This window comes from Lachnospiraceae bacterium, assembly GCA_025758065.1.
Classification (GTDB): Bacteria; Bacillota; Clostridia; order Lachnospirales; family Lachnospiraceae; genus Enterocloster.
Genome location: CP107199.1, coordinates 2602501 through 2622915, shown reverse-complemented (window position 1 = coordinate 2622915; position 20415 = coordinate 2602501). Strand labels below are relative to the sequence as shown.

General features: G+C 42.8%; 20 protein-coding genes. 7 read left to right on the top strand and 13 right to left on the bottom strand.

Annotated features, from left to right (window positions below; translation table 11 throughout):
* Nucleotides 1–50 precede the first annotated feature (50 nt).
* Complete coding sequence (locus OGM16_12135) at nucleotides 51–602, top strand: Uma2 family endonuclease (GenBank protein ID UYJ45565.1); 552 nt, start codon at nucleotides 51–53, stop codon at nucleotides 600–602.
* Between the two features lie 28 nt (nucleotides 603–630).
* The gene (locus tag OGM16_12130; protein UYJ45564.1) at nucleotides 631–1083 is read left to right on the top strand and encodes a DUF4231 domain-containing protein; all 453 of its coding nucleotides are present in this window, start codon (nucleotides 631–633) and stop codon (nucleotides 1081–1083) included.
* On the opposite strand, the gene OGM16_12125 is transcribed toward OGM16_12130, so the two are convergent.
* The gene (locus tag OGM16_12125) at nucleotides 1076–1258 is read right to left on the bottom strand and encodes a PGDYG domain-containing protein (GenBank protein ID UYJ45563.1); all 183 of its coding nucleotides are present in this window, start codon (nucleotides 1256–1258) and stop codon (nucleotides 1076–1078) included. The two genes, OGM16_12130 and OGM16_12125, sit on opposite strands and share 8 nt — an antisense overlap.
* Nucleotides 1259–1294: 36 nt before the next feature.
* On the opposite strand from OGM16_12125, the gene OGM16_12120 reads away from it, so the two are divergent.
* The 3 genes from OGM16_12120 (at nucleotide 1295) to OGM16_12110 (ending at nucleotide 4074) form a co-directional block, all read left to right on the top strand.
* On the top strand, nucleotides 1295–1714 hold the full coding sequence (locus tag OGM16_12120) for a TIR domain-containing protein (GenBank protein UYJ45562.1): 420 nt from the start codon (nucleotides 1295–1297) through the stop codon (nucleotides 1712–1714).
* A gap of 274 nt (nucleotides 1715–1988) precedes the next feature.
* Complete coding sequence (locus OGM16_12115; GenBank protein UYJ45561.1) at nucleotides 1989–3134, top strand: tyrosine-type recombinase/integrase; 1146 nt, start codon at nucleotides 1989–1991, stop codon at nucleotides 3132–3134.
* Between the two features lie 337 nt (nucleotides 3135–3471).
* Nucleotides 3472–4074 (top strand): 50S ribosomal protein L25, encoded by a 603-nt coding sequence (locus tag OGM16_12110; GenBank protein ID UYJ45560.1) that lies wholly within the window; start codon nucleotides 3472–3474, stop codon nucleotides 4072–4074.
* 97 nt (nucleotides 4075–4171) lie between these two features.
* Here OGM16_12110 and OGM16_12105 read toward each other — a convergent pair whose 3' ends face one another.
* Together OGM16_12105 and OGM16_12100 are read right to left on the bottom strand one after the other, a co-directional pair.
* The gene (locus OGM16_12105) at nucleotides 4172–5158 is read right to left on the bottom strand and encodes a Gfo/Idh/MocA family oxidoreductase (GenBank protein ID UYJ45559.1); all 987 of its coding nucleotides are present in this window, start codon (nucleotides 5156–5158) and stop codon (nucleotides 4172–4174) included.
* Nucleotides 5159–5167: 9 nt separating this feature from the next.
* The gene (locus OGM16_12100) at nucleotides 5168–6070 is read right to left on the bottom strand and encodes a DUF1266 domain-containing protein (protein UYJ45558.1); all 903 of its coding nucleotides are present in this window, start codon (nucleotides 6068–6070) and stop codon (nucleotides 5168–5170) included.
* 276 nt (nucleotides 6071–6346) lie between these two features.
* Between OGM16_12100 and OGM16_12095 the strand changes: the two genes are divergently transcribed.
* Nucleotides 6347–7000 (top strand): DUF6198 family protein, encoded by a 654-nt coding sequence (locus tag OGM16_12095; GenBank protein ID UYJ45557.1) that lies wholly within the window; start codon nucleotides 6347–6349, stop codon nucleotides 6998–7000.
* Between the two features lie 75 nt (nucleotides 7001–7075).
* On the opposite strand, the gene OGM16_12090 is transcribed toward OGM16_12095, so the two are convergent.
* The 6 genes from OGM16_12090 to OGM16_12065 form a co-directional block, all read right to left on the bottom strand.
* The gene (locus OGM16_12090) at nucleotides 7076–8416 is read right to left on the bottom strand and encodes an amidohydrolase (GenBank protein ID UYJ45556.1); all 1341 of its coding nucleotides are present in this window, start codon (nucleotides 8414–8416) and stop codon (nucleotides 7076–7078) included.
* 2 nt (nucleotides 8417–8418) lie between these two features.
* Complete coding sequence (locus OGM16_12085) at nucleotides 8419–10197, bottom strand: amidohydrolase family protein (GenBank protein UYJ45555.1); 1779 nt, start codon at nucleotides 10195–10197, stop codon at nucleotides 8419–8421.
* Between the two features lie 10 nt (nucleotides 10198–10207).
* On the bottom strand, nucleotides 10208–11308 hold the full coding sequence (locus OGM16_12080) for an ABC transporter substrate-binding protein (protein UYJ45554.1): 1101 nt from the start codon (nucleotides 11306–11308) through the stop codon (nucleotides 10208–10210).
* Nucleotides 11309–11402: 94 nt separating this feature from the next.
* A complete protein-coding gene (locus OGM16_12075; GenBank protein UYJ45553.1) occupies nucleotides 11403–12443 on the bottom strand; it encodes an ABC transporter ATP-binding protein in 1041 nt (346 codons plus the stop codon).
* A gap of 50 nt (nucleotides 12444–12493) precedes the next feature.
* Nucleotides 12494–13276, bottom strand: coding sequence for an ABC transporter permease (locus tag OGM16_12070; protein UYJ45552.1), 783 nt, complete (start codon nucleotides 13274–13276; stop codon nucleotides 12494–12496).
* A complete protein-coding gene (locus OGM16_12065; GenBank protein ID UYJ45551.1) occupies nucleotides 13269–14102 on the bottom strand; it encodes an ABC transporter permease in 834 nt (277 codons plus the stop codon). The genes OGM16_12070 and OGM16_12065 overlap by 8 nt, the downstream gene beginning before the upstream one ends.
* A 179-nt stretch (nucleotides 14103–14281) precedes the next feature.
* Between OGM16_12065 and OGM16_12060 the strand changes: the two genes are divergently transcribed.
* Nucleotides 14282–15214, top strand: coding sequence for a LysR family transcriptional regulator (locus OGM16_12060; GenBank protein UYJ45550.1), 933 nt, complete (start codon nucleotides 14282–14284; stop codon nucleotides 15212–15214).
* A 61-nt stretch (nucleotides 15215–15275) separates the two neighbouring features.
* On the opposite strand, the gene OGM16_12055 is transcribed toward OGM16_12060, so the two are convergent.
* The 4 genes from OGM16_12055 to OGM16_12040 form a co-directional block, all read right to left on the bottom strand.
* The gene (locus OGM16_12055) at nucleotides 15276–16421 is read right to left on the bottom strand and encodes a YibE/F family protein (GenBank protein ID UYJ45549.1); all 1146 of its coding nucleotides are present in this window, start codon (nucleotides 16419–16421) and stop codon (nucleotides 15276–15278) included.
* 141 nt (nucleotides 16422–16562) lie between these two features.
* Nucleotides 16563–18122 (bottom strand): metallophosphoesterase family protein, encoded by a 1560-nt coding sequence (locus OGM16_12050; GenBank protein UYJ45548.1) that lies wholly within the window; start codon nucleotides 18120–18122, stop codon nucleotides 16563–16565.
* 130 nt (nucleotides 18123–18252) lie between these two features.
* A complete protein-coding gene (locus OGM16_12045) occupies nucleotides 18253–19359 on the bottom strand; it encodes an ABC transporter ATP-binding protein (GenBank protein UYJ45547.1) in 1107 nt (368 codons plus the stop codon).
* Nucleotides 19360–19362: 3 nt separating this feature from the next.
* On the bottom strand, nucleotides 19363–20379 hold the full coding sequence (locus OGM16_12040; protein UYJ45546.1) for an iron ABC transporter permease: 1017 nt from the start codon (nucleotides 20377–20379) through the stop codon (nucleotides 19363–19365).
* Nucleotides 20380–20415: the final 36 nt, after the last annotated feature.

The following is a 20415-nucleotide window of genomic DNA, read 5'->3' as shown; positions in this document are numbered from 1 at the left end:
AATGTTATGCCTGGTAACAGTAATATCTATACAGGAAAGGATGTGCCCACATGCCACTCTTAAAAAACGATCAGTATACATCTGAAGACTACTGGAACCTGCCGGAAGGTACAAGAGCCGAACTCATTGACGGAAAACTGTATGACATGGCACCACCCAGCCGGATCCACCAACAGCTTGTTATGGAACTGGCCGGAACTATCCGTGAATATATAAAGAAGAACCATGGCAACTGCCAAATATACCCCGCCCCATTCGCTGTCAACCTTGACGCCGATGATAAAGACTGGGTAGAGCCAGATATTTCCGTGATCTGTGATCCAAATAAGCTCACTGATCGGGGATGCTCCGGAGCTCCTGACCTCATTTTCGAGATCGTGTCCCCATCCAGTCGCAAACTGGACTACGGGATAAAAAACGGCATTTATTCTCAGTCTGGTGTCCGCGAATACTGGATTGTGGATCCTGCGAAAGAGCGTGTTACTGTTTACCATTACGAAGATGATGCGGCTCCCGTAATCTACTCCTTCACGCAGGATATTCCGGTCGGAATCTATCCGGGGCTGACGATCAAAATTAATGAGCTGTTGGAAAACTACTAAGCCACCTAAAAATGTTTAAACGGAGGGTATGATGGACATCAATGAATATATTTCAACTCGACTTGATCCGCAAATTAAATGGTATGATGAAAAATCAGTACACGCGCAAAAAAGATATAAACAATTTCAAGTAGTCGAAATCATTCTTGCCGCGTTCATACCTCTATTGTCCGGTTACACCTCATTGTGTGATTTAATACCTATAATCATTGGTATTCTGGGTGCAATCATTGTGATTATCGAATCCGTTACAAAACTGTACAAGTATCATGAGAACTGGATTCAATACCGTTCCACCTGCGAAATGTTACTCTATCAAAAGCATTTGTACTTGACACGTTCTTTCCCTTACAATCCCAATGACGAGACTGTTGATAATATTTTTATCAAAAATGTGGAAGAGATCATGTCCGCAGAAAACCGCCATTGGAAAAGCATCAACACTGCAGAAAAAGGTAACTCAAAGCAGGATGCTAATTAATACGCTCATAAGTCTTTTCAAAAATATCCGGCTTGCAGGGATATTTTTCCCCGTTTACACCAGTAATGATCCAGTCTCCCGGGGATGCTTTCATATCGCCTTCTAATGTGTGAATTATTTCCTCATGATCGATTTGATAAGCATCAACGATTACTGGTTTTTTACGAAATTTCATATTTAATCACCTCATAATAATTGAAAGGAGAACCAAATGCCAACTTTATACGATTACAGATTATTTATCAGCCACGCATGGAAATATGGTGCCGATTACGACAATCTTGTTAAATTGCTGAATAATGCCAATTACTTTTCATATCGCAATTATTCAGCCCCACGTGAGAAACCTCTGTTCCCAGCAGGAACACCAGCCACAAATGCTGAAATCAGAAGGCTTATCACGCAAAAAATCGCCCCATCTCAAATAACAATCGTCATTGCAGGTATGTACACTTCTTATCGCGAATGGATGCAATATGAAATTGATGAATCTGTGCGAATGGGCAAGCCAATTCTCGGCATCCGTCCATGGGGCAATACTATGATGCCCGCATATGTATCTTTGTATGCCAATGAGACTGTTGGATGGAACACAGACTCCATCGTTTCTGCTATCCGCAGGCTCGTATAATTTATTATCTATACTTATAATATCATATCATTTAGTTATATACAACAATTTGTAAAGTAAATGAAAAACCGCCCGGTATTGGCGTACCGAACGGCTTTCACATAGATTTTCTCTTACCAGATTGCTCCGGTTATGATTAATCCAGCTTGAACACCTGAATTATATCATCTCCAGGGCGTCTGCGCAAGGGGCGTCTTTTTTGTACCCATTTTTACCTCAAAACAGAGGAATCCATCATTGCGACGTCGCAATCCAATCAAAGGAGAAATGATATATGCCAAGAAGAAAAAAGCATAGCCGCCTTCCCAACGGCTACGGCTCCATCCGCTACCTGGGAAAGAACCGGAAGAACCCATACGCAGTCCATCCGCCTGCAAATATCGATGGTGACCGCCCTGCAGCCCTCTGTTACGTTGATGACTGGATGAAGGGCTTCATCATACTGACCGCCTACAAAGCCGGTACTTATAAGCCTGGCATGGAAAAGGATCTGGAAGTATTATCTGAAGACAAAAAGGATCTGGATACTCTGGTCCAGAAGCTCATGGCAGACTACAGCCTGATCAAGGGTGTAACTCCACCAGAAAAGCCTAAGACATTTGCTGATGTTTATCAGCTTTTCTATGATTCCAAATACCATGCAGGAAGCACATTCTCACAAAGTAGCAAAGATTCCATGCGTGCCGCTTACAAAAACAGTGCTGTTCTGCATGACCGCCCCTGGAATTCTTTAAGAGCGATTGATTTTCAAACCGTTCTTGACAGCTGTCCTCTGAAGCGTAGCAGCATTGAATTAATCTTAAATCTTTTTCGCCAGATGTGTGACTTTGCTGTTGATATGGATATTTCAGACAAAAATTATAGTCGTAATCTTACGATAAACAAAGATGAGGATGATGAACATGGTATCCCATTCACACCACGAGACTTGATGACCTTATGGTGTCATTCTGATAATGATGTAGTAGAACTGCTTCTGATACTCTGTTATTCTGGCTGGCGTATCAATGAAGTACGAAAATTACACATTGACCTGGAAAACGGATATTTTGAAGGTGGAATAAAAACAAAGGCTGGAAAAAATAGAATCGTCCCCATTCATTCTGCGATCTATCCACTGGTACAGCACCGGTACAAATTATATGGCACCCTTCTATCACAATCTGCCCCAGCTTTCAGGCAGAACATGTATCAGGTTTTAGCGCAGCTTGGAATAGAAAAACATACTCCTCACGATTGCAGACACACTTTTTCCAAACTTTGTGAAGATAGCCATATAAATGAGAATGACCGAAAGCGCATGCTTGGACATTCTTTTAGTACTGATGTAACAAACCGTGTTTACGGCCACCGTGATTTAAAAGATTTGAAAATAGAAATTGAAAAAATTGATAAAGAATGTTTTGTGACTTTATTGTGACCAATAGACCCAAAGAATACTTCTTTTTTCTAAAGAGTTCTAAAGACTGGATATTGAAGAAAACCGCATAAAACCTTGCTTTTTACGCGATTTTCATTCAATTCCGTTTACTTCAAAACAGTAAAGTTTTTAAAATTCATTAAGGTTGCATATCCCTTTAGTATCTTTAAATTTGCAGATTAAATATTCACAATTTTATTTTTCTAAGTCACAAATTTTTGTCACTTTTTCGTCATTCCATTTTCTCTAAAAGTGCTATAATACAGTCAGTGCAAAAAAGAACTTCTTCATAAAAGCTCTCGAATCTACACAGCTACACAGATAGGAGGCAATCGTTATGATAACGTTAAAAGCAGAAAAAAGAGATCCCCAGGTAAAGGCAAAAAAATTAAGACGTGAAGGTTTTGTTACCGGTGTTTTATATGGTAAGGAAATGAAAGAAAATATCGCGTTAAAATTTGAAGAAAAAGAAGCATTGCGTTTTATGAAGGACGCAAAAGAAGGGGCACAGGCTGCTCTGGACATTGAAGGCGAGACTGTAAACGCCATGGTTAAAAATATTGATTATGACCCAATGCTTAAAAAGGTATTGGCTCTGGACTTTCAGGCACTAGTTGCCGGTGAAGTAGTATCCGCTACTGTTCCGGTGCATTTTCTCAACGAAGAGATCGTTCAGGGTGTCTTTGAACCGGAACTTTCTGAAATTCATTATAAAGCAGACCCGGCTCATCTTCTGGATCCTGTTGAGATCGACCTGGCAAAACTTCCGTCAGGTACAAAGAACATGTACGTAAAAGACCTGAAACTGGAAGAAAAAGGGGTAAATGTTTCCACTCCTGGTGATACCCAGCTGTTCCATATTGCTGATTTTGTCAAGACAGATGATGATGAAGAAACAGATGATACTGCCACAGCTGATAAAAAAGCTGCTGCCAAATAGAAATACGGATAAAAATTTAAAAGAGAAAGAAAATGACCATCGCCATTTTCTTTCTCTTTTTGTTTCTGTGAGTTTTTTATTTTATATGCAATTCTTTTTATTTTTCCATTTCCGCTTCAAAAATCATATCCCAGGAATCCCTGATATCATCCATCAATCGTAAAACTGCCAGGCAATCCTCTTTTGTATACCGGTCACTGGTACACATGCCCCGGCTGACACAGCGGCTGGTCTCTGCGATCTCATATTCAAAACCATTGATCTTAAATGGCTCTTTTACAATATAAGAAGTGCCATCTTTTAACTGTACTGTAAATTCCTGTAAAAACTGGAAATCTGCTATTGTAATAACGCCTTCGCTGCCTTCGATACGGGCATTACGATCCAGCTGCTTTCCAATAGCCTGGATGCAATGACCGCTGCAGCCGCCTGGATATTCCAGTTCTATTTCGCTGTAATCATCCGTTCCATATTCTGTCATATGGACTTCTGACTGAAAACCTTCCGGTGCTGTTTCTGTGATCATATGGAAAAATCCCAGATTATAGATGCCAATATCCAACAAGGCACCTCCGCCCAGTTCTGACTTAAATTTCCGCTCTCTCCTGGCGCCTTCTGCCACAAAACCAAACTGGGAAGTGATCCGGTTTACCTCTCCGATCACACCATCCCGAAGCATGGCACGAAGCTTATCGTAGGCAGGTAGAAAACGGATCCAGAAAGCTTCCATAATAAACAGGCCCTTTTCTTCTGCCAGATCAAACAGTTCCTGCGCCTGCTCTGTACTAAGGGTAAATGGCTTTTCGCAAAGAACATGTTTTCCTGCTTCCAGACACATACGGCAGTTTTCATAGTGAAGATTATTAGGAGTAGCGATATAAACTGCTTCTACTTCACTATCTGTCATCATTTCCCCGTAACTGCCATAAACCTTTGGAATCCCGTATTTTTCTGCAAAAGCTTTTCCATGCTCCAGATTACGGGATGCACAGGCTATCAGCTTTTCAGCTTCCGGATCCATATGGTTTACTGTGTCTGCAAATTTTCTTGCTATCGTTCCTGTTGCTAAAATTCCCCATTTCATAAATAGTACCTACCAATTCTTCTTTAATTTTGTATTCCAGCTTACAGAGTATGGATTCCACTGGCTGGCCTTAAGGTTTTCATACAGTTCTGCTCTTTCACCGGAGCTGTCACCTGTAGCATCCTCATATCCTTCCAAATAACTATCTACAAAATCATCCCATGAACCAAAGCATTCCTGGATCTCCTTTGCCACTTCCAGTGCCTTATCCAGTGCTTCTTTTTCTGTATAATAATCTGCCAGATAATAAAATCCCAGATTAGACTCCACACGGCTGTAATCCCAGGCAGAACCACTGTCTTTTGCAGAATCAAGAAGTTCTTCCAATGCTTCATCTGCTGATGCCCTGTCTGTAACCCCCCAGCTCTGCTTTAACATCTTTCTTGTCTGCTCTCTGGTGGTTTTATCCAGTTCTGCTCCGTTTTCCTCTTTTCCATCCAATTTCAGGCTGCCTCCAAATGCGCGGATATTTCCTGCATTATGCCTTGTAAGGATAGCACAGGTGGCATTGATCCACTGGATTGTCTTATTGTTCATATAAGGATTAGCTGTCTTATTCAGATACTGCTGTCTGCTGCTGATGGCGGAAAAATCAGAATCTGCGCTTTCTTTGCTCCCACCTGACTTTTTTGCAGCAGATGGAACAACAGCACCTCTCTCATTAAAAACATATACCTTACCATCGATCTCCCGCTCGCAGTTCTTTAATAAATGTCCATCCTCATCCAGATAGAACCACTGGTTTCCAGATTTGCGGAAGGCATTTACCACTCTGGTACCATCATCTTCATAATAGGCATAGGTATCGCCTTCTTTCTGCCAGCCGGCAAATGCAGTCACAGGACTTATCACTGCCAGACTACAGACCAGAAGCATCATACCTCCTATATGTCTGAAAAATTTTCTATCCATAAAATCTCTTCCTCTCGTTTATCCTCAAACACAGTATAACACAGGCTATCCTATTTTCCAACTTACACATTTCTGACGAAATTCTTTCAGTTCGTTCTTTCTTCGTTTATGCTTGTGTATTTTTTATCAATCTTTTCCTGAAAAATGTAAAAATGCTCTGTCTTGAAAATCTTATAAAGTAAGAGTATAATCGGGGATGTTGCGGATTTTTTCGCAATATCTCCCATTTTTAAGAATTTTTATTAATGAATCTACAAAAGAAAAGAGAGAATTGTTATGAATCAGAAAAAAGTCACTCTTCGCGGAGAACTTGCCCTGCTGATCGTTATCCTGATCAACAGCATGGGCGTTGTTTTAATGCTGCGCTCCGGCTCCGGCATTTCCGCTATTTCCAGCGTCCCCTATGCCTTTTCCCTTGTATTTCCGGCTTTGACCCTTGGAACCTGGACCTATATTTTCCAGGGGCTTCTGGTTTTAAGCCTGATGCTCTTAAAAAAGAGATTTGTTCCCAGCTATTTGTTCAGCTTTGTAGCAGGGTTTGCTTTTGGAAAAATGGTAGATATCCATGAAGTCTGGATCAACACTCTGCCTCTTACCATTCCCCTCCGGATATTTTATTTTGCAGCAAGTTATCTGATCCTCTGCTTCGGTATCGCCCTTTCTAACCGCTGCAAACTCCCGGTCATCCCAACTGACCTGTTTCCAAGAGACCTCTCCGGGATCATCAAACGCCCTTACCCAAAAGTCAAGATCACCTTTGACGTAACCTGCCTTTTTCTTACCGCCTGTATGACTTTCCTCTGCCTGGGACATATTTCCGGCCTTGGCATTGGTACTGTAGCCGCAGCTTTTACCATGGGAAAAACCATTGGACTGATCGGGGAAGCTATTGATAAGAAAGTGGAATTTGTGTCTGTATTAAGTAAATAAAACCTGTATGTACATACAGAAAAAGCCACCTGCTCTGGTGGCTTTTCCTATTTGAGGCAAAAAAGGCCCCAACCATCAGGTCAGAGCCTTCATTTCTTTAAATTTTGTCCGTTCCATGTTCTCTCTCAGAGCCATCCGGATATCTGCCAGATTTTCTTTTACCAGCCTTTTTTCTTCTACCAGGCACTTTCCGGATATATATACATCCCGTACATTAGACGCAAAGGCACTGTAGACCAAAGCTGAATAAGGATCATATACAGGAAACATATTAGAAGAATCTGTTTCGATGATCACCAGATCCGCCTCTTTTCCAAGTTCTAAAGAACCGGTCACATCTCCCAGTCCTAAAGCTTTTGCGCCTTCAATGGTTGCCATTTTTACAATCTCTTTTGCAGGAAAAGCGCTTCTGTCCTTTAAGGTGTTTTTGTGGAAATTTTCACACATACGCATCTGGGTAAACAGATCCAGCGTATTTCCGCTGGCAGGTCCATCCGTACCAAGACCTACATTCACTCCCAGACTGCGAAGCTGCGCTACCGGTGCCACTCCTTTTGCTGCCTTAGTGTTGGAACCAATACAGTGGGCTACATTGGTTTTCGTTTCCGCCAGCAGCCTGCAATCTGTCTCTGTCAGGCGGATACTATGGGCTGTCAGCGTATGTGCTCCTAAAAGCCCCAGGGAATTAAGGTACTCCACAGGGCTCATCTGGTATTTTTCTGCCAGATACGTTATTTCATAATCCATTTCCGCAGTATGGAGGGTAAAAACCGTATTTCCCTTTATATCCTCTTCCAACGCCATTTTCATATGTTCTCCACTGCAGGTAGTAGTTCCATGTGGGGTCAGTGCACCTTTCACTCTTGGATGGTTTCTGTAAGTCCGTATTAGATCCACCCCCTGTTCCAGAGCTTCCTCTGCACAAGATGAATCACATGTGGCATCTTCCATAACTGTCTCCCCTGCAATTCCCCGGATACCCATCTGATCCATGACATGGGCTACTTTTTCCTCAAAATAATACATATCCAGAACCGTAGTCACACCGGAAAGCAGCAGTTCACAAATGCCATATCTGGCAGATGCCGCTGCCAGCTCCCCGTCCATTGCCTGAGATTCCATAGGAAGCAGAAATACCCGCAAACGATCCTTACAGTCATCCCCCAAGCCTCTGAAAGGAATCATCCCCAGATGACTGTGGGTATTGATCATTCCCGGCATGATGATCCCTCTTCGGGCATCCTTTTCCTGCCAGATTTCTCCTGCCCGGGACAAAACTGCCTTTCTATCCATCAGCCCACTTTCAGGTCCTACTTCCACAATTTTTGTTCCGTCTATTATCACATAACCATGATCCCACACATGCATCTGCTGATCCATGGTCACTACAATTCCATTTTGAATGATCGTTTTCACTTTCAGATCCTCATTCCATTTTTATCAAAATAATTCTGGATTAAAGGCACTTTCTCCTGGGTCTTTACCTCTAACAATCCGAAATCCGTCAGCTTCAGTCTTGGCGATACCGGAAGGCACAATGTAGACATGGACATGATCACATTATTATTGTCATAGCCCAGATCTTCCATAGCCTTTCGCACCTGCCCCAGCTGTTCTCCCAGAACAGACATCGGCTGATCCGATAAAATGCCCCCTATAGGAAGAGCTGTCTGCGCCGCCAGCTTTCCACCAGCATACACCACATATCCTCCCTGAAGCTCTCTCACCTTTTTCTGGGCAAGTTCCATATCTTCCTCGCTATTTCCCACAACAAGAAGATTGTGGCTGTCATGAGACCAGGTAGTTGCTGCTGCTCCCGGCGTTTTTAAGGTGCCTTCTACCAGCGCTTTGGCTATATTTCCATTTTTTCCATGACGCTCATACACTACTGCCAGGGACAGTCCTGCTTCCTTCCAGCAGATATATCCGTTTTTAACAGATAATCTCCGTGTAACAGGTGTTGTGGCAGTGCCAAAATCCGATATTTTTATCACATTTACCTCTGCAAAAACAGCCGACCGATTTTCCACTTTGATCTGAAAATCCTCTTTTACAGCCGACCGGCAGTGGACCGAATGATAAAAATGCTCCGGGAAATCTCCCACAGAAAAAACCTTTTCTACTTGCTTTTCTGTCAGCTTTCCCGCCTGTATTTCTGCCTGTTCTTCTTCCAGTACACCTTTTTCATATACGCAGCTTCCACTTTTAAATACCATGACCGGCTGCATTTCTTCAAGAGATTCTAAAAGAGCAAAATCTGCAATCTTTCCCGGTGCGATCATTCCCCGGTCATCTAAATGCATCCTCCTTGCAGGTGTCCATGTAGCACAGTAGATTGCCTTTTCTACAGGCATACCAGCTTCTACAGCGTTCTTTACAATCCCATTTAACTGACTCTCTGCCAGCTTATCTGCCATGGTGTCATCAGTGACCAGAGCTACATTTTCATATAATACCTTATCACAGACAACCTTTACTACTTCCGGCCGCAAAGACTTAAGCTGCAGCTCCAAAAACATTCCAAGATCCGCTTTTTCTAATACAGTCTGAGTTGTCTGCTGAGTGTGGTCCGCATCCACCCCCTCATAGATAAAGCGGTTTAAGTCTTCCCCGGAAAGTCCCGGACAATGGCCTTCAATACGCATCAAAGGCGCCGCTTGCCTGCAAAGCCGGATCATCTCCCTTGTCTTACTGTACCCTTCAGCACAAAGATCCTTAAAGTTCATTATCTCTCCCAGGCAGAGCACCCCCGGAGCCGAAGCTATTTTCGCTGCATCCTCAGGATAAAGAAAGGCTCCCGGTGTCTCCAACATTTCATTAGTAGCCGGTACGCTGGAAGGGATCGCCCAGAAAATATCCTGTTCTGTTTTCTGGCTCATAAAGCTTTTTATGCCTTCCACGCCAAACACATTAGCTATTTCATGAGCATCTGCCACAACAGTAGTCACACCATAGGGAAGTGTGACTCTGGAAAATTCCACCGGTGTTGTCATAGAGCTTTCAATATGCATATGGATATCGATCAGACCAGGGATCATATATTTTCCTTTGGCATCAATGGTCTTCACCCCAGGATAAACAATTGCAGGGGAAACGCAATAAAACTTTTCCCCTGCAACTGCCACATCCCGCTTTTCAAAACACTGTCTGTAGGTCATAAAGACATTAGCGTTTTTAATGATAAGATCAGCGGTCATATATTCTCTCCTACTGGTTGATAGTTCTATTCCACTGGTCGATCCAGTTGTTTAAGATTGGGTTTACAAAAGAATAATCTACGATTTTTGCGTTATCAGCAGTTTCCCCATAGGTCATATCTTTTGCTTCTTCTTCATTAAAATCAACCTCTGTGTTTGTAGGAGCTTCATTTAATGCCTTACCAGTCTTAGTCTGCAGCTCTGGACTGATACGGTAATTTAAATATTCATAAGCCAAATCTATGTTCTTACAATTCTTGGTAATGTTAATGGTATTAAAGTTTGCATAAGTTCCTTCTGGAGTTACGTATACCAGATCAGGATTTGCTGCTTCAATGGTAGGAACACCGAAATCACCTACAACAGCTGCTGCTACTTCACCTGAAGTAAACATGTTGATCAGGTCAGAAGATTTTGTATAAGTCTTAACAAGATTTGGCTTTAACTCTGCCAGTGTCTCAAAGGCAGCCTTACCTTCATCCTCTGCCACAGGAGTACCTGCGTGATCGCCTGCTACATAAACCATAGCAGGTCCAAAGGTAGTTGTGATCTCAGGAATAGAAACCATTCCTTCCAGACGTGAATCCCACAGATCATCAAAACTCTTGATCTCAAAACCGGTCAGCTCCGGATTATAAATGATACCAATACTGTTAATGGTATATGGAATGCCCTGGCCATTTTCAGCCAGTTCTTTTGCAGCTGGGATCAGGTTCTTGGCATTTGGGATCTTACTTAAGTCAATGGTATCAAAAAGTCCTTCATCTACGCCCTTTGCAGTCATGGCCTGAGAAAGCTCGATCACATCAATAGAAGATTCGCTGTCTGCTGCCAGCTTGGTATAACGGTCATTGGTACCACCTGTTTCTGTTACGATCTTGCAGCCAAATTCCTGCTCAAACGGAGCATATACCTCATCCTCAGAAATATCTTCGCTCAGCCCATATGTAGAAAGGACCAGTTTTCCATCTCCCTTAGACGCCTCTTTGCTGTCAGCTTTAGAATCTGCTTCCTGTCCCTTGTTATCTGCTGCCTGATCAGAACCAGATGCCCCGCCGCAAGCAGATAACATCATTGCTGCACAAAGTACTACTGCTAATCTCTTTTTCATAATGATCTCCTTCTTAAAATAAATTCTTAATATATAAATATTTTAATCTCTCTGATACCGATCGCCGGGTGCTTTGCACTCCCGCAATCCTTATTTATCTTCTGACCAGGATCAGCTTATCCTCCGGAAGATACAGACGGAGCACATCTCCCTCTTTAAATACATGGTCTGTACCCATATTTACCTTTAAAATCCCGGCTGCAGTCTCCACTTCATACTGATAGCTCTTTCCAAGGAATGTGCGTACTCCTATTTTGCCGCCAAGTACATTTTCAAAAGCAGTCTCATCTGCCAGACAGATATCATCTGGACGGATGGTTGCTGCATATTCTTTCCCTTCTAAATCCATAGCTGTTTTAAATGCAGTTCCATCTACCAGAGTATATACGTGGTCTGCCTTTTTCTCCACATCCAGAAAATTCTCAAATCCGATAAAACGGGCTACAAACTCTGTTGCAGGTCTTCGGTAGATATTTTCCGGAGTGTCATACTGCTCGATCACACCGCCATTCATAACTGCTACTTTATCAGAAATTGAAAAACATTCCTCCTGGTCATGGGTTACAAATAACGTTGTAATACCTAACTTTTTCTGCAGGCGTTTGATCTCCACACGCATAGAGAGACGCAGCTTTGCATCTAGATTGGATAATGGCTCATCTAATAAAAGAAGCTTTGGCTCAATGACTAAGGAACGGGCCAGTGCTACTCTCTGTCTCTGACCACCTGACATCTGTCTTGGGAAACGGTTCGCCAGATCACTAAGGCCGCATACCTCCAGAATATCCTTTACTTTTTTATCAATCTGTTCCTTATCCATTTTTCTGGTGCGAAGGCCGAAAGCCACGTTGTCATACACAGAAAGATGTGGGAACAATGCATAACTCTGAAATACCAGTCCAAAGTTTCTCTTATGGACTGGAACCTTTGTCATATCTTCCCCATCCAGCAGAAAACTTCCACCCTGAGGATCAATAAAACCAGCTACTACCCGGAGTGTTGTGGATTTTCCGCAGCCGCTGGGACCAAGTAAAGATACCAGCTCTCCCTTTTCCACATCAAGACTCAAACCTTTTAAGATCTGTTTTTTCTTATCGTAACTAACATCAATGTCCTTTAAACTCATAAATGCCATTTTTATTTTCTCCTTTATCTGCCTGACCGGCACCTGTAATAACCTGTAGCTTATTTTGCCAGAGCTGCGATCCCCAGTGTACGGTCTACAATGACCATGATAATAACCGTTGCTGCCATTAAAAGTACAGATACAGCAGAAACCGTAGGATCATAATTATATTCAATATAATTCATCAGGGTTGACGGGAATGTGGAAACGCCAGGGCCTGATAAAAACATGGATACAGGGATATTATTAAAGGAATTGATAAATGCCAGCATAAACGCGGAAGAAATGCCGCTTGTTATATTAGGAAGCACTACCTTAAAAAAAGCAGCTGTTTTAGGACAACCAAGACTCCATGCTGCCTCTTCAATAGAAAAATCAAACTGCTCCATAGAAGAACCTACAACACGGATCACATATGGCAGTGTTACCATAAAATGACCTACTAAAAGCCCTGCAAATACCGGGATTCTTAAGGTTAAGATCAGGCACTGGTACATAATAAAACCGATAACGATCCCCGGCACAATAGTAGGGGACAGGAAAACAGATTTTAAAAATCCTCTTCCCTTCATACCAGATCTTGCCAGGGCATAAGCTGCGGGGATACCCACTAAAAGGGAGATAAAAGTTGCCAGAAATGCCACTTCCAGGCTGGTAATAAAAGACCGGCGGAAGGATTTTAAGGCAAATACATTGGCAAACCATTTTAGTGAAAAAGACTCTATCGGGAATGTAATGGCGCTGCCGCCTCCAAATGCTGTTACAGTAATGATAAACAGCGGAATGGCAAGAAATGCGAACACCAGCACTGCCCATATGGTCAAAAATTTATTTTTACGCATAATCCTCACCTCTTTGATCCAGTTTAGCTGCCAGCGCATTGAAGCCCCGGATAACAGCCAGTGTTACAACTATCATGATCAGTGCGATCACAGAAGCACCTGTCCAGTCACTGACAGACATTGCACGCTGGTAGATCAGGGTCGCCAGTACCATGTTGGAATTGCCTCCTAATAACTGAGGTGTTGTATAAGCAGTCAGCGTTCCGGTAAATACCAGGATACCTCCTACAATAATGCCCGGAAGACTCATAGGGAAGATCACCTTCATAAAGGCTTCCATGCGGGCCGCCCCAAGACTTAAGGCTGCTTCCATCATGTCATCATCAATATTTTCCATAACACCTGCTACTGTTACGATCATCAGCGGAAGAAACAGATATACAGAACCGATAATAATAGAAAAATCGGTATACAATAATTTTAATGGCTTTGGCACCATTCCCAGTCCAACCAGCACTTTATTGATAATGCCATTGCTTCCCAGAATATTGATCCATGCAAAGCTTCGTATAACAGAGTTGGTCATCATCGGGAAAATGGACGCTGCAAGGAGTATACCTCTCCATTTCTTGCTGCACCGGCTGATAAAATAAGCTGTGGGGATACCTCCCGCCATACAGACAAAAGTAGTGATCACTGCAATCTTTACCGTACGGATAAATATGTTTCTGTAATACTCATCCTGGAAAAATCCCACATAAGCATCAAACGGATATGCCCCGGAAAAGATGCTTGGAAACAATACCCGTAACAATGGGATCGCCAGAAATAAAAACAGTATCATCAGTCCTGGTATGAGCATAAACCATGCACTGCTCTTTTTCATTGCTTTGTTTCTCCTCTCTGATAAATATTAATTAATACTACTAATAAATATTTGTTTCTTAATGAAGTATGCTTATATATTTTACATTCATTATAAAAAGTGGTATGCTATAAGTCAAATATATATTTTCTATATTTTTTATGCAGTAAAGCTATGATATAAATCAGGAAAGGACAACTATGGAATTAAAAGAAGCCCGTTATATTCTCGCTATTGCAAAACACCAGAGTATCGGAAAGGCTGCGGAATCCCTGTATATCTCCCAGCCCTCTTTAAGCAAATATTTAAAAAACCTGGAGGAACGTTTAGGAGCGCCCCTATTTGACCGCCGGGAAAATCACTACTATCCCACTTACATGGGTGAACGTTATCTGTACTATGCAGAGCGCATTGCTGCCTTTGGTGATCAGTGGAGCCAGGAATTTGATGATATTGCCCACCAGGAAAAAGGACGTTTAAACATTGCTGCCCCTATTATGATGGGTACAACATTGATCGAACCATCCCTTATGGGCTTTCACAAGCGGCACCCTTATGTCACCTTAAATATTATGGAAGCCATCAATTTCGTAGCAGAAAACAGTCTTGGGGACAACTCCATTGACCTGACTATTTATAATGTACATAAATTTCCGGAAAATATGGATTATCAGATATTAAGAAAAGAAGAGATCGTGCTGGTCTTAAACAAAGACCACCCATTATGTAAAAAAGCCCAGACCAAGGAAGGCTTCCTCCATCCATGGCTGGACTTAAAAATGCTTGAAAAAGAAAACTTCATCCTTCTATATCCGGACCAGAATACCGGCGGCATCGCACAGTCTTTATTTAAAGAATATTCCATGGAACCAACAGTACTCCTTCACACCCGCAACAGTGCTATGTCCATCCGCCTGGCGATCCAGGGACTCGGAGCTGCCTTTGCCCCAGAAAGCTATTTTCGGGAAGAATCCCGCTTTTTTCCTGAAGGATGCTGCTTTTCCATTGGTACAAAACCGGTGCTCACCACTTCCATTGCTGCATACCAGAAAAAGAAATATCTTTCTCAGCATGCCAGAGACTATATGGAAATCCTGAAAAACTATGCTGCTTCCCTATCAGCTTCAAAATAGCCACCAGTGTACCCCCATCCATTCACTGATCGTCCATTTCAATAATGCTGAAGTTAAAAGATCAGAAAGAAATATGGATTTTATTTGTTCCTGCATAGATCCATGCTGCAAAGGCGACTGTAGCCGGAACACTTAATACGATCCCGAAACTGCCGGAAAGTCCCTGCATCAGGGCAATACCGATATTATTAGAATTGATGATCTGAAGATAAGGAAGATGATAGGCATAATCCATGATCAGCATTGACACACTGCTGCCTGCAAAAGCTAAGATCAGCGTATTGGAGTCTGTTCCCATCATATCCCGGCCTACGCGCATTCCTGCTCTGATCAGCTGCATACGGGAAATATCAGGGTTCTGGTCATAAATTTCTTTCATGGCACTGGATATGGACATGGCTACATCCATAACGGCTCCTAATGTACTGATAAGAAGACCTGAAAATAAAAGACCGCCTACCTGTATATTATTTGTTTCATAAAGGGTGAGCAGACTTTCTATATCTGATACATTCCACCCTGTAATTCCTGATAATTTTGAAAATACAGTAGCTGTGATCCCTGCGATCAGGACTCCTGTTATAGTCCCCGCAACTGCACAGACTGTCTTTTTCGAGGCACCTCCAATAAGGTACATGGTCACTGCTGTTGTGACTGCACATATAAATACGGCTGTCCAGAAGGGAGAATATCCCATGTAGACCACTGGAAGATAGATAAAAAGAATGGCTCCAAAAGTAAATATCAGTCCCAACGCACCTTTTACGCCCTGCATACCGCCAACCAGGCACAATACCAGAAGGTAAAGAATCACAAAACCGATGATAACTTCTTTCCGGTCCATGGAATATACGCTTGTGATCACAGAATCCCCTGCAACGCTCTGGAGAACCACTACCCGCATTCCTACTTTACAGGCTGCACCAAAAAGATAGCCTGCACTGCTGGTAGTTGTAAGTTCCTGTCCCTTTTTCACTCCACTCGTCATCTTTACGACTACAGACTGCTGCCCCACACGCATTCCGTCTTCCTGGATGTTGTCCTCCAGGATACGGATCACTTTCCCTGTTTCAAAAGTCTGTCCTGTACGGTTGACCAGCTGTGTCTTATTCACCTGATTCACTTTTATGACTGCCAGTGCCATGATAAGCATGATCACTGTCATAACTGCGTATTTTTTTACCTGTTTTTTTAGTGCCTGATCCATTTTCACTGCCCCGATCTATCCGATCAACGTCCCGCAAGGCTTTCTTTCAGCCTCCACGGGACGGAATTTGATCTCCTATGTCTTTGTCTTTGATGTCTTGTATGCCGTTTTAAGGCTTATCTGTTTATTATCTGCTTATTATTATCTGCTTACTGTCTTGTGGATGGTAAAGGTATTATCAATATTTTCTACCTTTCCTTCATCTGTGATCTGGTAAGTAGTGATCTTGAAATCATCCTTTGTCAGATCGATCACAGAGTAGCTTGGCAGCCAGTTCTGGCTTCTTACTTCAATGTAATCCTGCTGTGAATTAATAAGCTCATAATACTTGGAACCGGAAGCAGAGTTTGCTGTCATATAAAGGGTTCCTTTTGGATTGGTCACAACAGATTTTCCGGAGCTTTCAATGGTATAGCACTTATTATCTGCTGTAAATGCATCCTTTGCCTCCACTGCTGCTGTATCAGATGAAAGAGGATTTAAAGTAATACTGTCCCCTGTATTTTTGTTGTATGCATGATCCCAGTCATAATCCAGGCCTGTCTCATCCAGTCTGAACTCATAAGAACCATGTGTTTTTCCATCTCCATAAAGGATCTTGGAACGGCTGTATGTATGGTCATGTCCCTGAAGAACTACATCAATATCATATTTATCAAAAACAGGTGTCAGCTGGGTACGAAGGATCATGCCGTCTGTATCGGAGTGATCCAGTCCGGATCCGTAGATATCCTGGTGGATCGTCACAATACGCCATTTAGTATCCGGGAAGTTTTCAACTGCCTTTTTAATAGCCTGCTCATGCTCTGCCACATTGTAGTTGTTGGTATTTAATACGATGAACAGTCCCGGGCCATAGCTGTAGTAATAATCTCCCCCTGCTTCTGTCATTCCCAGATTGGTAGGATTCGGGTTATTAAAATGGTAACTGTAATCCTTGTTTAAAGAATCATGGTTTCCAATGGTAGTTGCCACCGGAATGTTCTTTAATGCATCAGCAGAAAGATACGCTGCATACTCTTCTTCCTTTGGCTTTCCTGTTTTATTAACCTGGTCTCCTGCTGAGATCACAAAGTTCAGATCCGGGTTCTGTGCAAGAGCTGCATCTAAGGTACGGTCCCATGCAAAACCGTCATTACGTGCTGCTGTGTTAGCCACACCTGAATCTGCACTTAATTTTCCTTCTCCCTGAGGCTGTCCCTTAGAAGCACCAACCTGTGGATCACCTACATAAAGGATCTTTACATTTTCAAAGCTTCCTGTTTTGTAAACTTCAGCAGGTGTTCTTACACCGCTTTTCTCTACAGAGTAATAATAGGTTGTATTCTCTTTCAGTCCGCCTACTGTTACATAATTGTAGCTATAAGCCTTTCCTCCTGTAAGAGATGTGTCTACATTACTTGCAGTTCCCTGACAGGCTTCAAGGTTATCTTTATCTGTTCCAAAATAAACCACTGGTGTTGGCTCATTTCCTTCACTGTACCATGCAAAATTCAGTTCAGATGCTGCACCGCCTGGAGTTAATGACACCTTGGTAAAATCTGTGGCTGTCTGATTCCAGTCTGCCACCCACTGCTGCCATGCCTGTGATCCTCCGGTTACGGAAGAGTCATTATAATGTGTGGTAGCAGCCCATACCTGCTGTCCTCCGATCACCAGTACACCTGCTAAAAGTCCTGCTGCAATTCTTCTCTTTCTCATATACATTCCCTTTCTTTTTATATTGCTTTTTGTATTGTTTTTTATTCTGATCATGATTTCAGTATAAAAAAGCCATGTAAAATCTACTACCATGGGAATGTATAGAAAATGTATGATTTTTGCAAACTAATCAGATTTTTCCAAGTTTCTTTGCTGTTTCCCACAACTGTCTGCAGGATTCCTGATAGGTTCCAAAATTTTCCAGACAGCAGATCACCTTTTCGCAGCTTTTTAATACTTCTACTGCTCTTTTAAATGTTTCCTCTGAAACCGGCTCAAAGGCTTTTTCACCAATGACCTGGGAAGCCAATGCCTCTGCTACCGGATATTCCCTGTCGTTCTCCCATAATATGCCTGCCGCAAAGGGGATTCCCTGTTTTTGCAGCTTTCTGTATATCTGGATCCCTGTTCCATTTCCACCTATAACAAAAACTTTCGGCTCTCCTTTTACAGCTTCTAACTCCACACTGCCATAATCGGAAAGATAAGTACCTTTTTCAATCTGAAACAGCTCTTTTATATGATCCCCACTGAAAACTTCCTCAGGAGTACCAAAATATCCAATAGAATTATCCCCTTTTACACAGATAATATGATCCGATATCTTCTGGGCCAGATCCAGTTCATGAAGGGACATAAGCACTGCCACATGCTTTTCCCTTACCATATTTTTAAGAAGATACAAAAGCTCTAATTTATGGCGGATATCTAAAAATGCCGTTGGCTCATCCAGCACAATGACCTGAGGCTCCTGACAAATAGCTCTTGCAAGAAGGACCCTCTGTCTCTGGCCGTCACTGACTGCCTCAAAATCCTTCCCCGCCAGATCCAGTCCCCGAACCAGTTTTAAGGAATCATGCACCACCTGCCAGTCCTTTTCTGTAAGGATGCCCATTTTCCCGGTATAGGGGTAACGACCCATGCTCACCACTTCTTCGCAGGTCATGCGTTCTGTTTTTACCCGTCCGGTCATCATTACAGACATACGAACAGCTATGTCTCTTTCCTTCATGGCTCCCATAGTGGTTCCATCCAGCCACACTGCCCCTTTTATCAGCTTTAACTGACCGATAATACTCTTTAATATAGTAGATTTTCCGGCACCGTTTGGGCCGATCAGGGTCAGTATTTCCCCCCGGTCCACATGAAAATGGATCTTTTCGATCAGTGGCAGGTCATGATAGCCTACACTCACGTCTTCTGCAGAAATATAGGTCATACTCTTTTCCTCTGCCATATCCTATCTCCTTCTCCCTTTTCCCTGTACCATCATATAAATGACCACCGGGGCTCCAAATACTGCTGTTACTGTGCTGATGCTTAATTCAACCGGTGAAAATAAGGTTCTTGCAATACGGTCGCAAAAGCTGCAGAACACAGCACCTCCTAAAAAGCAGGCCGGTATCATAATAACAGGCTTTGTTGTCTTAAACAGGCTTTTTACCAGCTGAGGCACTGCAATCCCCACAAAGGACACCGGGCCTGCAAATGCAGTGACACAGGCAGAAAGAATACTGGAAACCAGGATCAGAGCCAGCCGGAAAGCCTTAATATCCACTCCCATGCTGGCTGCATAAACCTCCCCCAGCTGGTAAGCCCCTGCAGGCTTTGCCAGAAAAAGGGCGCAGACCATACAAATAAAGATCACTGCTGCCATTACAGAAATATTATCCCAGGTAATACCGGAAAAGCTTCCCAATGACCAGTTATGCAGGTTTACAATATTGGAATCATCTGCAAAAGTCACTGCCAGATCCGTAACAGCAGAACAGATATAGCTGACCATAATACCACAGATCACCAGAATGGACATGTTGTTTACTTTGTTGGAAATAAGGATCACAAAGCCCATGGAAAACATAGCCCCTGCAAAAGCTGCCAGGATCAGCACAACTGAACCAGCTACCAGGCCTTTTCCCAATAAAAATATCATCACCAGCGCCGTCATAAGTTTTGCACCGGAAGAAATCCCCAGCACAAAAGGTCCTGCAATGGGATTTGCAAAGAAAGTCTGAAGGAGAAAACCAGATACTGACAATGCGCCGCCAAGAAGCATAGCTGCCAGCACTCTGGGAAAACGGATATCCCAGAGTATCCTTGACTGGCTGCTCTCTCCCGGCCCTTTGACCAGCAGCTGCAGCACTTCTTCTGGCTTCACACTTACGCTTCCGGAGTAGATGTTCCAGAAAAACAGAAGGACTAATGCTGCAAACAGGATCAGAAATCCCCCTGTTATATTTGCCCGCCTTTTTTTCATACCAGATATTTCCCTGCTTTTCAATCTGTGTTTCCC

What these genes read in the sequence shown, in the direction of transcription:
- OGM16_12135 (UYJ45565.1), top strand. Translation starts at nt 51, where the DNA reads ATGCCACTCTTAAAAAACGATCAGTATACATCTGAAGACTACTGGAAC.
- OGM16_12130 (UYJ45564.1), top strand. Translation starts at nt 631, where the DNA reads ATGATGGACATCAATGAATATATTTCAACTCGACTTGATCCGCAAATT.
- OGM16_12125 (UYJ45563.1), bottom strand. Translation starts at nt 1,258, where the DNA reads ATGAAATTTCGTAAAAAACCAGTAATCGTTGATGCTTATCAAATCGAT.
- OGM16_12120 (UYJ45562.1), top strand. Translation starts at nt 1,295, where the DNA reads ATGCCAACTTTATACGATTACAGATTATTTATCAGCCACGCATGGAAA.
- OGM16_12115 (UYJ45561.1), top strand. Translation starts at nt 1,989, where the DNA reads ATGCCAAGAAGAAAAAAGCATAGCCGCCTTCCCAACGGCTACGGCTCC.
- OGM16_12110 (UYJ45560.1), top strand. Translation starts at nt 3,472, where the DNA reads ATGATAACGTTAAAAGCAGAAAAAAGAGATCCCCAGGTAAAGGCAAAA.
- OGM16_12105 (UYJ45559.1), bottom strand. Translation starts at nt 5,158, where the DNA reads ATGAAATGGGGAATTTTAGCAACAGGAACGATAGCAAGAAAATTTGCA.
- OGM16_12100 (UYJ45558.1), bottom strand. Translation starts at nt 6,070, where the DNA reads ATGGATAGAAAATTTTTCAGACATATAGGAGGTATGATGCTTCTGGTC.
- OGM16_12095 (UYJ45557.1), top strand. Translation starts at nt 6,347, where the DNA reads ATGAATCAGAAAAAAGTCACTCTTCGCGGAGAACTTGCCCTGCTGATC.
- OGM16_12085 (UYJ45555.1), bottom strand. Translation starts at nt 10,197, where the DNA reads ATGACCGCTGATCTTATCATTAAAAACGCTAATGTCTTTATGACCTAC.
- OGM16_12080 (UYJ45554.1), bottom strand. Translation starts at nt 11,308, where the DNA reads ATGAAAAAGAGATTAGCAGTAGTACTTTGTGCAGCAATGATGTTATCT.
- OGM16_12075 (UYJ45553.1), bottom strand. Translation starts at nt 12,443, where the DNA reads ATGGCATTTATGAGTTTAAAGGACATTGATGTTAGTTACGATAAGAAA.
- OGM16_12070 (UYJ45552.1), bottom strand. Translation starts at nt 13,276, where the DNA reads ATGCGTAAAAATAAATTTTTGACCATATGGGCAGTGCTGGTGTTCGCA.
- OGM16_12065 (UYJ45551.1), bottom strand. Translation starts at nt 14,102, where the DNA reads ATGAAAAAGAGCAGTGCATGGTTTATGCTCATACCAGGACTGATGATA.
- OGM16_12060 (UYJ45550.1), top strand. Translation starts at nt 14,282, where the DNA reads ATGGAATTAAAAGAAGCCCGTTATATTCTCGCTATTGCAAAACACCAG.
- OGM16_12055 (UYJ45549.1), bottom strand. Translation starts at nt 16,421, where the DNA reads ATGGATCAGGCACTAAAAAAACAGGTAAAAAAATACGCAGTTATGACA.
- OGM16_12050 (UYJ45548.1), bottom strand. Translation starts at nt 18,122, where the DNA reads ATGAGAAAGAGAAGAATTGCAGCAGGACTTTTAGCAGGTGTACTGGTG.
- OGM16_12045 (UYJ45547.1), bottom strand. Translation starts at nt 19,359, where the DNA reads ATGGCAGAGGAAAAGAGTATGACCTATATTTCTGCAGAAGACGTGAGT.
- OGM16_12040 (UYJ45546.1), bottom strand. Translation starts at nt 20,379, where the DNA reads ATGAAAAAAAGGCGGGCAAATATAACAGGGGGATTTCTGATCCTGTTT.